13 protein-coding genes are annotated in these 17643 nt (G+C 35.5%); 10 read left to right on the top strand and 3 right to left on the bottom strand.

Features of this window, described 5'->3' with window-relative positions:
* Positions 1-139 precede the first annotated feature (139 nt).
* The 3 genes from BLV40_RS04885 (at position 140) to BLV40_RS04875 (ending at position 2796) form a co-directional block, all read left to right on the top strand.
* Positions 140-1024, top strand: a complete 885-nt coding sequence (locus BLV40_RS04885) for an ABC transporter ATP-binding protein (RefSeq protein ID WP_090687726.1) — start codon at positions 140-142, stop codon at positions 1022-1024.
* A gap of 2 nt (positions 1025-1026) precedes the next feature.
* Positions 1027-2247, top strand: a complete 1221-nt coding sequence (locus BLV40_RS04880; RefSeq protein ID WP_090687724.1) for an ABC transporter permease — start codon at positions 1027-1029, stop codon at positions 2245-2247.
* A 117-nt stretch (positions 2248-2364) separates the two neighbouring features.
* A complete protein-coding gene (locus BLV40_RS04875) occupies positions 2365-2796 on the top strand; it encodes an Rrf2 family transcriptional regulator (protein ID WP_026593559.1) in 432 nt (143 codons plus the stop codon).
* A 57-nt stretch (positions 2797-2853) separates the two neighbouring features.
* Here the strand turns inward: BLV40_RS04875 and BLV40_RS04870 are convergent, their stop codons facing one another.
* Entirely contained in the window at positions 2854-3519 is a 666-nt protein-coding gene (locus tag BLV40_RS04870; RefSeq protein WP_090687722.1) for an aquaporin, read from the bottom strand.
* Between the two features lie 388 nt (positions 3520-3907).
* Here BLV40_RS04870 and BLV40_RS04865 point away from each other — a divergent pair, with 388 nt between their 5' ends.
* The 7 genes from BLV40_RS04865 to BLV40_RS04835 all read left to right on the top strand — a co-directional run bounded on the left by BLV40_RS04865 (position 3908) and on the right by BLV40_RS04835 (position 14929).
* Positions 3908-5602, top strand: coding sequence for a sensor histidine kinase (locus BLV40_RS04865; protein ID WP_090687718.1), 1695 nt, complete (start codon positions 3908-3910; stop codon positions 5600-5602).
* A complete protein-coding gene (locus BLV40_RS04860; protein WP_026593556.1) occupies positions 5599-6765 on the top strand; it encodes a response regulator transcription factor in 1167 nt (388 codons plus the stop codon). Before BLV40_RS04865 ends, BLV40_RS04860 begins: the two co-directional genes overlap by 4 nt.
* Positions 6766-6918: 153 nt before the next feature.
* Positions 6919-8202, top strand: coding sequence for an ABC transporter substrate-binding protein (locus tag BLV40_RS04855; RefSeq protein WP_244525333.1), 1284 nt, complete (start codon positions 6919-6921; stop codon positions 8200-8202).
* A 22-nt stretch (positions 8203-8224) separates the two neighbouring features.
* Positions 8225-9169, top strand: a complete 945-nt coding sequence (locus tag BLV40_RS04850; protein WP_090687716.1) for a carbohydrate ABC transporter permease — start codon at positions 8225-8227, stop codon at positions 9167-9169.
* Between the two features lie 23 nt (positions 9170-9192).
* On the top strand, positions 9193-10020 hold the full coding sequence (locus BLV40_RS04845; protein WP_026593553.1) for a carbohydrate ABC transporter permease: 828 nt from the start codon (positions 9193-9195) through the stop codon (positions 10018-10020).
* Between the two features lie 49 nt (positions 10021-10069).
* Positions 10070-13156: a beta-galactosidase, LacZ type gene (locus BLV40_RS04840; RefSeq protein ID WP_090687713.1), complete on the top strand. Its 3087-nt coding sequence runs from the start codon at positions 10070-10072 to the stop codon at positions 13154-13156.
* A 51-nt stretch (positions 13157-13207) separates the two neighbouring features.
* Complete coding sequence (locus BLV40_RS04835; protein ID WP_026593551.1) at positions 13208-14929, top strand: amylo-alpha-1,6-glucosidase; 1722 nt, start codon at positions 13208-13210, stop codon at positions 14927-14929.
* Positions 14930-14961: 32 nt separating this feature from the next.
* Here BLV40_RS04835 and BLV40_RS04830 read toward each other — a convergent pair whose 3' ends face one another.
* On the bottom strand, positions 14962-15147 hold the full coding sequence (locus tag BLV40_RS04830; RefSeq protein ID WP_026593550.1) for a PspC domain-containing protein: 186 nt from the start codon (positions 15145-15147) through the stop codon (positions 14962-14964).
* Positions 15148-15356: 209 nt separating this feature from the next.
* Entirely contained in the window at positions 15357-17180 is a 1824-nt protein-coding gene (locus BLV40_RS04825) for an APC family permease (protein WP_090687710.1), read from the bottom strand.
* Positions 17181-17643: the final 463 nt, after the last annotated feature.

The following is a 17643-nucleotide window of genomic DNA, read 5'->3' as shown; positions in this document are numbered from 1 at the left end:
ACTAAATAAAACAAATGGTGGGTAGGACAGGGAGTATCATATACGAGAAGTAAAATTGTCTGTGTTACTATATTTCACTCTGAATAATCATAATGTTTAGAAGAGAGTAAGGATAATAGAGAAGGGGAGGATGTATACTTTGAGTTTACAAATACAAAACTTAACGAAAATATTTGGTGAATCAAAAGCGGTCAATCAATTACAAATTTCATTACCAAAAGGTGAAGTGTTAGGGCTACTTGGCCGGAATGGTGCAGGAAAAACAACAACAATTAAAATGCTCCTCGGTTTATTAACTCCTAATGAAGGGTCGATTACATGGGAGGGAAAAATGATTTCTGAAAGTGATGTAACGATTGGATATCTTCCAGAAGAAAGAGGACTATATACAAAAAGTAGAGTTATAGATCAACTTCGCTATTTTGGAAGATTAGAAGGAATGACGAAGAAAGAAGTGGACCGTGCGATTGATCAATGGTTAGAAAAACTAGCAATCCCGGAATATAAATATAAAACAGCAGGGGAGCTTTCAAAGGGAAATCAGCAAAAAATCCAATTAATTGCGGCGCTTATTCATGACCCAGAGCTTCTGATTTTAGATGAGCCATTTAGTGGGCTAGATCCGGTGAATGCTGGTATATTAGCAAATATTATTGAAGAACAAGTACAAAGCGGGAAAACAATTATTTTATCAAGTCATCGAATGGAACAAGTGGAGACGTTTTGCCAGCATGTATGCATTTTGAAAAAAGGAGAAGCAGTTGTAAAAGGAAAGCTAAGCGACATTAAGCAAGAATACGGTTTTCGCAATTTAACAATTGAAGATGCGGTAGAAAATGAACGAGCATTACAAGCCTTACATATTTCGTATGAAAAACAACAAGGACTACTTTATATGAAAGTTCATGATGATGCAGAAGCCTTAACGATTTTAAAAAAATTACAGGAACAAGGTATAAGCTTAAGACAATTTAAAATGTTAGAGCCAACGCTAAACGAAATATTTGTGGAAAGGGCGAAATAACAATGCGTAAATTTTCTCATGTATTTTCATTTTATTTCAGGGAATCATTTCTATCTAAAAAATCATTGATTACGAGTGCGATTTTATTTTTAGTTGTATTTGGTTTAGTAGCTTTTACTCACTTTACTTCTGATAAGGATAAAGGGAAAGATAAAATTGCAGTGGTAACAGAAAGTACCACTTATAAAGTGCAAGAAAGTGATATGAATAAATTACTTCCATCAGCTAAAGTAACTGTGGCACAGAAAGATGAATTTAATGCACTACGTAAGCAGGTGGAAGAAGGGGACTTAGATGGTCTATTCCATATTAAAGAAAAGAATGGCATTCCAGAAGTTACTTATTTGTATAGTGGCTTTCCCAGCGATTCAACAGCTACATTGATGGCAAGTTATTTAAAGGAACAATACACGGCGGTAATGATTGAAAAGAATAATATATCTCCAGAAGTAGCAAGACAATTACAGATGGCGATTCCTATGAAGCAAGAGGCAATAAAAGATCGAGCATCCTCCTTTGGTATTGGCTATGCATTTTCGTTTGCGTTGTATATGTTTATTATTTCGTTTGGAAATGCGATTGGGATAACAATTGCATCTGAAAAAGCATCACGTGTTATGGAACTTATGCTTCCAAAAGTAAAACCGCTTACGATGATGTATGCGAAAATTTTAGCGGTTGTAGCTACAGCTTTATTACAAATTGCTGTACTTGCTTGTGGGTTTATCATTCCGTATTTATTAGGATGGATTGATTTAAATAATGCTTCAATATTTGGACTGTCTTTAGATTTTTCAACTTTAGATACATTAGTTATCAGTATGTTTATTATCTACTTTATTACAGGATATTTATTATATGCGATGTTATATGCAGCGGCTGGAGCAGTTGTATCTAAGTTAGAAGATTTACAATCAGTGGCATTGCCGATTACATTTTTAGGTATGGGGGCATTCTTCATTAGTATGAAGTCACTATTTGATCCAAATAGTACACTGGTTGTAATTAGTTCCTATGTTCCATTCTTTACACCAATGGTTACATTCTCACGTGTTGTTGCTGGTGAAGCAGGCGCTGTAGAGATTAGCGTTACATTAGTAATTTTAGTGGTAACGATTTTAATCATCAATTGGATTGCGAGTCGTATTTTCGTCAATGGTGTTATGAATTACTCTGATAAAGTGAAATTCAAAGATTTAGCTAAATTTATTAAGCGTCAATAAACATAAAAGCATGATTTTCTAAGGGAATCATGCTTTTTCTTTATGCGTAAACAAGAAATAGTATATAATAGTATGTAGCGTCTTTTGACAGAATGAACGTAAAGGAGGGGCGTGCAGATGGGAATTAGTAGCCGTTTTACAGTAGGTGTTCATATGTTAACGTTACTTGCGATAGATCGAAACTCTCGCTGTACCTCTGAATGGATTGCTGGTAGTGTGAATACAAATCCAGTTGTGATTCGCCGCATTACGGGAATGTTGAAGAGAGCGGGCCTTGTTGATGTACAAGCTGGAAAAGGTGGAATGTCACTTGCTCGTGATTTAGATGAAATTACATTACTTGATGTATATAAAGCAGTGGAAGTAGTAGAAGAAGGACATCTATTTTCTTTCCATGAGAATCCCAACATAGAATGTCCAGTAGGAGCTAATATTCAATCCGTACTAGAGATTATATTAATGCAAGCGCAAGAAGCAATGGAAAATGTGCTTGCGAATGTAACAGTTCAGCAGCTTGTTACAAATTTACAATCAAAAATTCAGAAATAAAAAAGCGAGCCCAATATAAGCGGGCTCGCTTCTTTACTTTCAGAAAGAACGAAAATTCTATTTTTCAGTATTTAGTACAAATTTCCCTACAATGGCAGCAACGATACCACCAACAATTGGAGCAATAATAAATACCCATAATTGAGATACAGCTTCTCCGCCAGCAAATAAAGCTGGTGCTAGGCTACGTGCTGGGTTAACAGAAGTTCCTGTTAATGGAATACCTAATAAGTGAACCAATACTAGTGTAAAACCAATTACTAATCCAGCTAATTGTGCATTACCCTTTTTACCTGTTACTGCAATAATTACTAAAATAAAGACGAATGTTAATATAAATTCAACTAAGAAAGAACCTGACAAGCCAAGATTTCCAAAGCTATTTTGTCCTAAGTTATCTAAAGACATATTAGAAGATTTTAAAATAGTCACTAACGTTGCAGTTCCTAGTAAACCACCTAAAATTTGAGCTAATAAGTAACAAGCAAGTTCCATAGCGCTCATTCGTTTGTTTACAAACATGGCAATTGATACTGCTGGGTTTACATGACATCCAGAAATTGTTCCAATGCTATATGCCATAGCAACAATTGACAATCCGAAAGCCATTGCAATTCCTAAAGTTCCAATTCCTTCAATTCCGCCGCCTAAAACAGCTGTTCCGGTTCCGAATAATACAAGTACAAATGTACCAATAAATTCAGCAATCCCTTTTTTTAACATAATTTTCCTCCTCGCATACACATGAATCGTATTATAACATAAAATTAGGTGGATTTAAGTATAAATGGAAAATATAATATTATTCTGATAAATAAAATACGGAAGAATTATACAATTTTAATCAAATAAACAATACGATACTTAAAGAATAATCATGTGTTTTATTTATGCGATGTTTACATTTGTTATACTGTTTTCTTTGTTTAGCCACCGGAACAGACCGATTCAAAATTCAATCTACAACCTCCATTATTTTTCGATTATAAAAAGGGGTGCTTGCAATAAAGCGCTCCTTTTTTATAGATTTTAATGTTATTTTTGATAAAATATAGTTAAGTTGGAATATTCTGAAAAGATAGATAAATAATTAGGATAAGGGAAGAGGCTCATGACGAAATTTAGACTATGGGGATTGCTGCAACAAATTCGAACAAGCCTTCGTTTGAAGTTATTAACGTGTTTTTTAGTTGTTGCACTTATTCCGCTCATGTTGTTTAGCTGGATGTCATATGAAAAGTCATCCAATCTTGTAAATGCACAGTTTGGGGATTATGGAAAGTTTGCTATATCGCAGCTTCAAGCTCAAATTGAATTAACATTAAGCCATATGCATTTAATTGCTAGTGATATTCAAGAATATTTATCAGATCCGACGTTAATTGTTTTAAAAAAAGAAGCACCAAAATCGTATTCGGAATTTATTATTGAGAAGAATTTTGAAAGGTTTTTAGAAGCGCATAAAACAGCACAAACAAAGGGAATCTTTTTGATTACACCTAGTGGTTATTACTATGGAGATCGGTATTTAGATGTGCAGAAACTAAAACAAGAAAAATTTTGGGAAGGACAAGGGGATTTATCACAAGGGTATTGGAATGGGATTTATGTTTCGAATCATTACTCAATAGCTGATAAAAACAAAGTAATTGGATTACTTGTTCCAATCCAAACAGGTAGTTTGAAAGATAGCCGGATATTAGTGGAAACAGATGCGACGGATTTATTTAAGTTTATTGATTCATTAGAAACAGATTTGCATGCACTGATTACCATTCGTGATGAAAAAAAACAGGTGATTTACACAACGGATGAAGATTATAAAAAAAACAAGGGTGATATCATTTGGGAAAAGCCAATTCCATCAAATAAATGGAGTCTAGAAATTATTATTCCAGAAAAAGAATTTTATCAATCCTCTACAATTATTTTGTTTGTTACATTAATTGGAATTATTGTATCGCTATGCCTAGCTTTTATGTTGGCATTTTTAATTTCAGCTAAGCTAACGGAAAATGTCACGAATTTGGATTATGCAATATCTCAAGTAAGTAAAGGAGATTTTTATACAAATATACCAGTAAATTCACAAGATGAAGTAGGGAATTTAACTGTGAATTTTAATAAAATGGTTGTCAAAATTAAATCGTTAGTAGAAGAAATATATGAGAAGGAAAAGTTGAAAAAAGAAGCTGAGCTTAAGGCAATTCATTATCAAATTAATCCGCACTTGCTATTTAATACATTAAATTCGATTCAATGGAAAGCAAAGCTTCAGGGGGCAAATGATATAAGTGAAATGATTTATCATCTTGTTGCTGTGCTAGAAGGAAATTTAAACTTTGCGAACGAACTTGTCACACTCCAAAATGAACTGACTATTATAGAACATTATTTAAAGGTGCAGGAAATTCGATTTGGAAATTATTTTTCTTATACGCAAGATGTCTCATCTTCTATAAAAGGGGAACAGATTCCAAGAATGTCGCTACAACCTATATTTGAAAACATATTTTTTCATGCTTTCGATGATGGACAAGGAGCTATTACATTATCGGCATTTGAAAAGGAGAATGGTGACTTATGTATACATATTACCGATGATGGTCGTGGTATTTCTGATAGGCGAAAACCGGATTTATTACAAGAGCCATCTGTAGAACAAAAAGGGGGGCTTGGATTATATAATATCGATCAAAAATTCAAATTGCATTTTGGGATAGAGTACGGATTAACGATTCAATCAGAAGAAAAGAAGGGGACTATAGTTCAGATTCTTTGGCCAAAGGGAGGGATACAGAAATGAAACGCATTAAAGTGCTTATTGCGGATGACGAGACGATTGTTCGAAGGGGCTTGAAAGTGGCGATAGATTGGTCAGCATATAATATGGAAGTAGTAGCGGATGTACCAAATGGTGAGAGAGGATGGGAGGAGTTTGTACAACATGAGCCAGAAGTGGTGATTACAGATATTGTCATGCCTGTTATAAATGGAATTGAATTTGTGAAAAAGATTAAACAACATGCGCCGAAAACAAAGGTATTATTATTAAGTTGTCATCGTGATTTTGAATATGCACAGGAAGGGATTAAATTAGGGGTTTCAGGTTATTTATTGAAAACATCGTTTCATGACGAGGAGCTGGATCAATATTTACGAGAATTTCAAAAAGATTTAACAGTCCATAGGGAAGAAGAAGTGATTGAACAGCAAAAATCTCTCTTTTATGAAGATTTTTTTCAATGGTTATGTGGTTTTCAAAATCAGTTCCAAGAGATACTTGTGGATTTATTTCATAATGAATGGAAATGGATGAACGATGGGTATTATGCCTGTTTTATAAGATCAGAATCGAGATTACATTTCATATTACAAGAGCTGGATCAAAAGTTATCAAATCCACATGTGAAGATATTATGTGGAAAGGATCAATGTTTCTTATTTCTTAATGAAAAATATAAGGGAATGATGGAACAAATGTTTATGGATGTAAAGAGTAAATATGAAGAGCTATATTGGATTACGTCGGGGGAGCTGTTCAGCACCGGGCAATGGATGGATTCAGTTAAATCGATGAAGCAATTTGCAGAACTTGAGATTAAGTATAAAGTAACGATTAACAATTGGCCAAAAACAATTAAAGAGGCTATTTTGTATACAATGAATCATTTATCAGAGCCAATTGTTGTTTCAGAAGTGGCGGAGATGGTAGGGCTAAGCAGAAGTCATTTTAGTATGCTTTTTAAAAAGATAATAGGTGAAAGTTTTCATTCTTTTACAGAACGAAGAAAACTTGAACTTGCCATGCAAATGCTTCAAACAACCTCACTTACGATTCAAGAGGTAGCGGAGCATATCGGTATTTCAAATAGTAAATATTTTAGTAAATGGTTTAAAAAGTGTACAGGAACAACACCATCAGAATATCGAGACAAACAATGTGAAACTTTATATAAAACAAATTGACACCATACTTTTGTTGAACGAACAATTTGATAACAAAAATCGAACAAATCGATGTTTTTAACCGCTTTCATAAAAGGTAAAATGAAGGCGGTTAAATTATTTGTTCTGAAAAATCAGAAATTAAAACTTTTTTGGAGAAGGGGAGTGTAAGTAGTGAAAAAAATGGTACATGTATGTCTTAGTTTTATGCTCGTACTTATAGTATTTTTAGCTGGTTGTAGCTCAAATGAGACCACAAGTAAAAAATCATCAAAGGATGATGAAAAGAAACAAACATCGAGTGATGGAACAGTATTACGATTTGCAACTTGGGATGCTGGAAAAAATTTAAAGATTCAGCAGCAAATTGCAAAGAAATTTGAAGAGAAGAATCCGGGAGTCAAAGTACAGGTGGAGGCTTATGGCGATGGCTTTGATCAAAAGCTTGCAGCATCTTTCGGAGCGAAAAATCCACCAGATGTTATGTATATGTGGAATTTCCCAGCTTATTATAAATCTCTTGAACCTTTAGATGAACTTGCAAAGAAAGATCCGGATATGAAATTAGATGATTTTTATCAAGGGCTATTTAACTACTCTAGTATTGACGGGAAATTATATGGTATGCCAGCAGGATTTACAACACGGGTTATATATTACAATAAAAAGTTATTTGATAAAGCGAATATTCCATATCCGAAAGATGGTTGGACTTGGGATGAGTTTGTAGACACTGCGAAAAAGTTAACAGATGTAAGCAATAAACAATATGGATTTGCTTTAAGACCTGAGCCAGATACGTATGATTTACAAGGGTTTATTTGGAGTAACGGTAGTAGTTTTGTAAGTGAAGATGGAAAACAAATAAAAGGACATATGAACAGTACAGAAACAATTGAAGTTATGAAATCTTTCCAAAGTATGCTAAAGGATAAAACGGCTGTATTAGTAGGTGGAAAAAACCAACAGAGCGGTGACGATATTTTTAAAGCTGGGAAGTTAGCAATGTGGGAGAGCGGAATCTGGCCATTAGAAGGGTTTAAAGAGGCAAAAATTGATTTTGGTACAGTAGAACCTCCTACATTTAAAGGAAAACCTGTGAAGGGGCTTGTTGCTACATCAGCTGTTTCGATTGCAAAAGATGCAAAACATAAAGAGTTAGCTTGGGAGTTTGTTAAGTTTTATTCTTCACCAGAAGCGATTAAAATGCGAACTTCTGATTTACCGGTTCGAATTAGTGTTGTAAAAGAATTGAAGAAAGAAGAAGAGACGAATATTAAACCGTTCTACACAATGCTAGAACGTTCAACAAATACACCAGCATTTTTACTTAATCCAAAATGGGATGAAGTAAACCGGAATTTATCAGCGGCAATTAATGCAATTATGCTTGGACAAGATCCAGAGAAATTATTAAATAAAGCGGTTCAAGATTCAGAGAAGTATATGGATAAATAATTGTAAAAGCAAAGAGGTGTGGATGGTGAAATATGGAGTATCTATAGAGAGTGAAACGAATATAGTTGTTAGAAAAAAGAAAATGAAATGGGAGAAACTCGTTCCTTACGCATTTATATTTCCGTGGGTATTTGGCTTTATAGCCTTTACCCTTGGTCCTCTTTTATTTTCACTGTTTATTAGTTTTTTTGACTGGCCGCTTATTGGAGAAGTTCAATTTATTGGATTAAAAAACTATCAAGATATGTTTCTAAATGATCCGATGTTTTGGGATTCGCTATGGATTACAGTGAAATTTGCAGCATTATTTGTTCCATTTAATTTAATCATTGCTCTATTTTTAGCGATTTTGCTGAATCAAAAGGTAAAAGGACATGCGTTTTTTCGAACATTTTTCTATTTGCCAAGCGTTATTTCTGGTGTGGCTTTAGCGATGATTTGGGCATGGGTATATAACGGAGAGTATGGTATTTTGAATTATTTTCTATCGCTTGTGGGTATAAAAGGACCAAATTGGTTAAGTGATCCGAACTGGTCACTCATTGCGATGGTAATTGCTAGTTTATGGGGACAAGGCACGCTTATGCTCATCTTTTTAGCTGGATTAAAAAACATTCCACAAAACTTGTATGAGGCTGCTTCCATTGATGGAGCTGGAAAAGTGCAGCAATTTTTCAAAATTACATTGCCGATGTTAACGCCGACAATTTTATTTAATTTAATTACAACAATTATCGGTGCGTTTCAACAATTAACATTAGCGCTTGTATTAACCGGCGGAGGTCCATTAAAGTCCACCTATTTTTACGCGATGTATGTATATGAAAATGCATTTAAGTATTTTAAAATGGGCTATTCATCAGCGAATGCTTGGTTTATGTTTTTAATCATTTTAGGGTTAACATTACTTGTTTTTAAATCATCAGCAGCGTGGGTTTATTACGAAAATGAGATGAAGTCAAAGTAGAAAATGAATAAGGAGGATACGGTGTGAGAACGAAGAAGCGCATATATCGAATTGTAGTGTACGCACTATTAATAGGCTTTTCTATTTTATTTTTATTGCCCTTCTTTTGGATGATTACAACATCTGTGAAGTCACCAGAAGAATTATATTTATATCCACCAAAGTGGATTCCATCTGAGTTTAAATTTAGTAATTTTGCAAAGGCGTGGACAAGTCAACCATTTAATACTTTTTTATGGAATTCAATTGTTGTAACAGTGCTTTCTACAATCGGGCAGTTAATATCATCTTCTTTAGTAGCGTATGGTTTTGCGCGTTTTAAATTTAAAGGGCGGGATATTTTGTTCATGATTGTACTAGCAACGATGATGATTCCGTGGGAAGTAACGATGATTCCGCTTTATATGGAATTTAATGCTCTAGGCTGGATTAATACGTTAAAACCTTTAATTATTCCATCTTGGTTTGGCGGTGCGTTTTTTATCTTTTTAATGAGACAATTTATTATGTCTGTTCCGAAGGAGCTAGATGAGGCTGCAAGGATGGATGGTGCGAACGCATTTCAAGTTTACTACCGTATTTATTTACCGATTATGAAACCGATTTTAATTCTAGTTGCTGTTTTTAATATTTTAGGATGTTGGAACGATTATCTAGGACCGCTTATTTTCCTAAATGATCAAAGCAAATATACATTAACGCTAGGCTTAGCGCAGTTTAAAGGTATGTTTGGCGTTGATATGGAAGGGATTATGGCGGTGACATTGTTAATTAGTATTGTACCTCTTGCGCTCTTCTTTTTTGCACAGCGATATATTGTGGAAGAGTCGGGACATACAGGTCTTAAATGATAGAGTGTAGAAATGGTGAGACAAAGTGAAAGCAAAAAGGAGGATCGATATGGAACGTAACATGTTAGCGGACTTAGAAGATGTTCAAGTAACAGGGCGAAATCGTATGGAGGGAAGGGCGCATTTTATTCCATTTCAAACGGAACAAGCGGCTCTATCTTTTACGCGTGAAAGCTCTTCTTATTACAAATTGTTGAATGGAATGTGGAAGTTTTTGTACTTAGAATCCCCAAAGCAACTTCCAGAAAATTTTTTCTTAAGTGAATTTGATTGTAGTGAATGGGATACGATTCATGTACCTGGGCATTGGCAATTGCAAGGATACGGAAAGCCTCATTATACCGATTTATATTATCCGTTTCCGCTTCAGCCACCCCATGTTCCATTTGAAAATCAAGTCGGTTGTTATAAAAATGAATTTTATATACCGGAAAGTTGGAACGGTGGATGTATTCGTATTCGATTTGAAGGTGTGGATAGTGCCTTTCATTTATGGATAAATGGAGAAGAAGTGGGATATAGCCAAGGAAGTCGTTTGACGGCAGAGTTTGATATTACATCGTTTGTTCATATGGGAAAAAATACGATGACAGTATGTGTGTATAGATGGTGTGATGGATCTTATATAGAAGATCAAGATATGTGGTGGTTAAGTGGCATCTTTCGTGATGTGTACATTGTGCATGAACCTGCTGTGCATATTTATGATATGACGCTATGTACAACACTAGATGAAAATTATGAAAATGGTGTGTTACAACTAAGTACAAAGATTTGCAATGAACAATTACTGAATACAAATTATGTACTAGAGTATAAATTTTGTAATGAGCATGGGGAAGTATTAGATCAACATATATCGTATCTGAACTTACAAGGGACAAGTGTTATAGAGGATACACATTCGTTTTTTGTCAAAAAGCCACAGAAATGGTCTGCAGAAGAACCGCATTTGTATATTGTATTGTTCACGATTCGAAATGAAGATGATGAAGTTGTAGAAGTGGTTTCACAGAAGATTGGTTTCCGTATGATTGAGATGAAGGATAGGAATCTGCTTGTTAATGGTATTCCCATTATATTTAAAGGGGTGAATCGTCACGATCACAATCCGGATACAGGAAGGTATGTCACATATGAAACAATGAAGCAAGATGTAATACTTATGAAGCAGCACAATATTAATGCGGTACGAACGGCACATTATCCGAATGATCCGCGTTTTTATGATCTATGTGATGAGTATGGTTTATATGTAATTGATGAGGCTGATTTGGAATGCCATGGATTTGAGTTAATTGGTAATGCAAACATATTAAGTGATGATCCTGAATGGGAAAATGCTTATGTAGATCGTGTGGAACGTATGGTACTTCGGGATCGCAACCATTCCTCCATTATTATGTGGTCACTCGGAAATGAATCCGGGTTCGGTTGTAATTTTATTGCAATGGCGAATAAGTGTAGGGAATTGGACCAAACAAGAATTATTCATTATGAAGGTGATCGAGAAACGAAAGTCACTGATATTTTTAGTACAATGTATTCTTCAGTCGAAAAGATTATTGGTTATGCAGAAGAAGAAAATTGGGAAAAACCTCATATTTTATGTGAGTATGCCCATGCGATGGGAAATGGACCAGGTGGATTAAAAGAATATTGGGAAGCGATTTATAGTCATAAAAGATTGCAAGGTGGCTTTGTTTGGGAATGGATTGATCACGGATTACGTCAAGTGAATGAAGGTGGAGAAGAGTACTTTGCATACGGAGGTAACTTTGGAGATACTCCGCATAATAGTAATTTTTGCATTGATGGACTACTCTTGCCAGATCGAACGCCATCGCCAGCGTTGTTACAATACAAGAAAATAATTGAACCTATTAAAGTAGGAGAAATAGACATTCGAAGTGGTAGGATTTCAATACAAAATATATATGATTTTCGCTCGTTAAGAGGGCATCGTGTGCAGTGGACTGTAAAAAAAGAAGGAAAAGTAATTGCGAGTGATTCTATAGATGCCCCGCCTTTGTTACCGAAAGAGAGTTGTGAGATTCAGCTGCCTTTTATAGATGATATAGCCCTTCATACAGAAGAGGATTGCTATGTAACCGTGTCGACTGTACTAGGAACAGATACAAATTGGGGAGTCGCAGGCCATGAAATAGCTTGGGAACAATTTTGTATTCCAGCTTTGCAAAAGGTAAGAAGAAAAAAAGATTCGCAGTTATACGGACCATTAACTTTACATGAAACAAAGGAGGAAATTCGCGTTACTGGTGAAAATTTCGCGGTTTCTTTTCACTCTGTAACAGGGCGTATGAAAAACTGGACCTTTAAAGGAAAATCGCTTATGGAGGAAGGACCGAAATTAAATATTTGGCGGGCAACAATTGATAATGATATGTATACAGTTGAAAAATGGAAAGAGCAATATGTACACCTTGTGAAGCATGATGTAGAAAATATAGAAGCTCTGCAACTTGAAAATGGAAATGTTGAAGTTGTTGTGACAGGATCTATTGCTCCACTTGTTATGAACTGGAGAATTGCCGTTACTTATACGTATGAAATTGAAAGAAGCGGGGCTATGAAAATAGAGACAAGATTGAATCCAAGTGGAACTTTACCAGAGACACTTCCGCGAATGGGGCTCGAGATGCGTTTGCCAAAACAATATCAAAATGTAAGTTGGTTTGGACGTGGACCAGGCGAATCATATGCGGATAGTAAAGAAGCAAACAAAGTAGATTTATATGAAATGGCTGTAAAAGACTTATTCTTCCCGTATGTTTTTCCGCAAGAGACGGGAAATCGAACAGATGTAAAGTGGGTTTCGCTATATGATCAATATCATGTAGGGTTTGTTGCGTATAGTAGGCAAGATTTTAATTTTAGCGCCTTACCTTATACAACAGAAGATTTAGAGAAAGCAGAGCATTTGTATGAATTACAAGAAAGAGAGTTTGTTACATTTCATCTAGATTATAAGCAAAATGGTTTAGGAAGCGCGAGTTGTGGACCGGCTCAGCTTCCGGAGTATCAATTGAAGCCAGAGCCGTGCTGGTTTGAGGTGTACATTGTCCCTTTTAATGGGGATCATAAACGAGCTTTTGAGATTGTAAAAGAATCATAAATTACAAGAGGGCCCTTCTATTGGTGGGGCTCTTTCCTAGGGGGGATATAAATGTTTGATTTACAACAAGTTCCATTTAGCCGGTATGGTTCTTTTTTAGTAATTTCTTTAAACTATGATAACGGATTACTGATTCGAAATATTCGCGGTGGTGACGATGATTTTGGTGAAGTGTTTAAAATAGAGGTATTAAATCGGAAAGGACAGGTTATACCATGTGAAACGAAGATGTCGCCATCTTTACTAACACTTCAGACTGCAGAAGGTGATGTGAAGATTTGTTTTTCTCATTCTGATACAATTCGCTTTTCTTCGGATCGATTGCATCTACGTTTTATTGGGATTACAAGTTCGTATGATTACTGTATTCCAAGTGAACAAGGTGGATGGGAAATTAATAGCTTTTCAAAAGAAATGAGATTTCATTTATCTGCTATAGAAGGGGTTATGCATATGGATGCCCCGTTTGAGGAGCTTCGTTGTAAACATATTATTGTTGATATTTGTGCGCAAGATGAAAAATCAGGGATTGATGTGGAACTAACGGAATATAAAACAGTATTACAGAAGCCGAAGGAGACGAAGACATTCACAGAGGCAGTAGATGCTACTGAGATGAATTTTGTAAATTGGTTACGCCATACATTGGCTGTCCCGAAAGACTTATTGAAAGGGAGAGAGTTAGCGGCTTATATTACATGGTCTTGTATGGTAGAAGCGGAAGGGTATTTGCCGCGAAAAGCGATGTATATGTCAAAAAACTGGATGACGAATATATGGAGCTGGGATCATTGTTTTAATGCGATGGCATTAGCGATGCATCAACCGACAGTGGCGTGGGATCAATTTATGATTTTCTTCGATAAGCAAGATGCGTGTGGTGTATTACCAGATTATATTAACGATAAAAGTGGGCTGTGGAATTGTTGTAAACCACCTATTCATGGGTGGACGCTGAAATGGATGATGGAACATGCAGATTTTATAACAGAAGAGCATTTACAAGAAGTGTATGAACCGTTATGCAAATGGACAGATTGGTGGTTTACATATCGAGATGATGATGGGGATGGGATTCCTCAATATAATCATGGGAATGATAGTGGTTGGGATAATAGTACGATTTTTCACCGCGGTGCTCCTATTGAGAGTCCAGACTTAAGCTCATTTCTTATTTTACAAATGGAAGTATTAGCGGAGGTTGCGGAGAAACTTGGGCTTGAGGAAGAGGCAAAGCAATGGGGAGAGCGAGCAAATACAACGCTTAATCGTATGATTCAACATTGTTGGAGAGAAAACCGTTTTATTGCCCCGCAATCTGGGAATCATTCATATGAAGTATCAGATAGTCTCGTGTTATATATCCCCCTCATTTTAGGAAAAAGGTTACCTAAAGAAATTATTGAAAGCTTACTTACAGAATTGAAAAAAGAAAATCACTTTTTGACAAAACATGGATTTGCTACAGAGAGTATAAGAAGTCCCTATTATCGAGATGATGGATATTGGCGCGGACCAATTTGGGCACCGACAACATTTATTATGACTGAGGCTTTACAAGCAGTTGATCAAAATGAGTTTGCGAAGGATATTGCCTCTCGTTTTTGTATGATGGCAAATAAAAGTGGGATGGCTGAAAATTTTCATGCACAAACCGGGCAAGGATTGCGTGATTTAGCGTTTACATGGACTTCTAGTGTGTTCCTTATTTTAGCAAATAAGTATTTGTTAACACGAAAAGAAAGTATGCTTCATCAAAAAGCGACAAGATGAAAGAAAGGCACCGAATTGGGCACCGGTGCCTTTTAGTAAGAACGTGGCATAAGCAATAAACAAACAAGGTAAGCTAAAAAACCCGTGCCGAAGCATAGAATCGCAATCACCCAAAGTATGCGAATCATACTAGCGCTTATATCGAAATATTCTCCTAAACCACCGCATACACCAAATAACATTTTATCAGTTTCAGATCTACGTAACTTTTTTTCCATTATAAAATCCTCTCCTTTTTTAATCACCATGTTGTTTTTTATGTAATGATGATTCTTTATACTTTTATCTTACATGGAAAAGAATATGGAAACTATCGAATTATATTACATTTTTATGGTGGGAGATTACATTTTTGTAAGGCATTTTTGATGGTTATGCACCTAAAAGAAAGGGGGAAAACAAACCTCTATTTAGGTGCATAATGTTCTTATTTTCGAAATCGATAAGGAACAGTCGTGACAATGACGTTTTTCTTATATAGAAGGTAGACACGTAGTAATACGCTCGATTGGTTGTGTAAAACGTTATGCCAGTTCTTTTTGGTAATGAACTGCGGAATTAAAACAGTAACAAAACGGTTGTTCTCTAGTGCTTTATGTTGAATAATCGTAATTAATTTTGCGATAGGTCGCATTAAGCTTCGGTAAGATGAGACAAATGTAACGAGACGAATGTTCGGTTGCCATTCTTTCCATTTTTCCTGCATACGTAGTTCACTCTCTTTATCAAAAGCTACATATACAGCGATAACTTGATCGCTAATGGTTTCTGCGTAATTGATGGATTGTTCGACTACTTTTGTAATGCCGGCGACGGGAACAATTACGACATTACCAGTTACTTTTTCAGGAATTTTATTGAAATTGACACGCAACTGTTCACCTACTGCAACATAGTGACTGTGGATACGATGAAAGATGAAAACAATGATAGGTAGAAAGATAAGAATGGACCATACTTGTGCAAATTTTGTAATAAAGAAAATGAGAAGAACAGTTAATGAAATAAGAGCGCCTAATAAGTTTGTAAGTAATTTAGGTAGCCATCCTTGTGGCTTTTCTCGTAACCATTTTATAATCATACCTGTTTGTGACAATGTAAAAGGGATGAAAACACCTACTGCATATAGCGGAATTAATTGTTCGGTTTTACCCTGAAAGGCCAGAATTAGCAAGATGGAACCGATGCCTAGTGTAATAATTCCATTTGAATACCCTAAACGATCTCCGCGCATTAAATACATACGCGGCATATATTTATCTGATGCTAAATTAAATGCTAATAATGGAAATGCTGAAAAACCTGTGTTTGCAGCTAGTACTAAAATAAGCGCAGTTGTTCCTTGAATAAAGTAGTATACAAAATTCCTTCCAAATATATTTGAAGCAATTTGGGACACGACAGTTTCATTATGTTTTGGGGCAATTCCATACCAATAGGCTAAAAATGTGATACCCGTAAATAAAATAGCAAGAATTGTTCCCATAATGACTAATGTTTTTGCTGCATTTTTCGCAGCAGGTTCTTTGAAATTTGGAATCGCATTGGAAATTGCTTCTACCCCTGTTAAAGCGGAACAGCCCGATGAAAATGCCTTTAATAATAAGAAGAGTGTGATGCCAGGCACGACAGTTCCGATTGGCGTATGTAAATTAGCGGGTGCTTGACCGGAAGTGATCTTAAATACACCAACAATAATTAAAACAACAAGTGCGAAAGCGAAGAGATAGACAGGATAAGCTAGAATCGATGCTGACTCCGTTACGCCCCGCAAGTTCAAAATTGTAATAAATAAAACGAGTATGACTGCGATTGGAACTGTGTATGTGTGCAAAGTCGGAAAAGCTGATGTAATAGCATCGGTTCCAGCTGAAACACTTACAGCTACAGTAAGGATATAATCAACAAGTAGTGATCCTCCTGCAATAAGTCCAGCATTTGTACCTAAATTTTTTTTAGAAACAACATAAGCACCTCCGCCGTGCGGATAAGAAAAAATGATTTGTCGGTATGATAAAATGAGCGCTGTTAATAAGATTAAAACGCCAACTGCGATTGGAATGGAATACCAAAAGGCGATTGCTCCAAATGCAGCAAGAACAATTAAAATTTGTTCTGTTCCGTAAGCAACAGAAGAAAGTGCATCAGAAGAAAGGATTGCGAGTGCTTTTAGTTTATTTAATTTTTGTTCTCCTAGCGCTGTTGATTTAAGCGGTCTACCGATTAAAAATCGTTTGAAATTCGAAAACATAATGACACCACCAATACATAAAATTTTGCGTACAAAGCGGATTGCTATAAATACATACATCTCTATTAGGTAGTATTGGCGCCTTTTCGATGAATCTTTCTGAAAAGAAAGAGGTAATAAATGGAGTGAAGTAATTTGGGGAGAGAACGGCAATTATATTTCAAATGGATTAAGAAGAAAATCCAAACAACATAGTGGAATCCTATGTTGTTTTATTTTTTTCAGCTGAAGAATTTTTGGAATGAGGAGGGGGAAGAAAAAATACGAATAGGAGTATGCAATCTTCCGTTATTATTCTTTATTTTAATTCTAAAACTGATTTCATTATATGGAAAATACTAAAACCTTGTAGTATATCCATTGAAATGGCAACCTCTATTGTGGATAGTGACAAAATTATAGAGATTAACATAAGTTTCATGTCATCACCATAGTATCCATTTATCTTTTGAATAAATGGATA

It is taken from the genome of Bacillus sp. 166amftsu, from assembly GCF_900107445.1.
GTDB lineage: Bacteria > Bacillota > Bacilli > Bacillales > Bacillaceae_G > Bacillus_A > Bacillus_A arachidis.
Note: the sequence above shows the minus strand (reverse complement) of the source record. Positions and strands in the feature narration are given on the sequence as shown.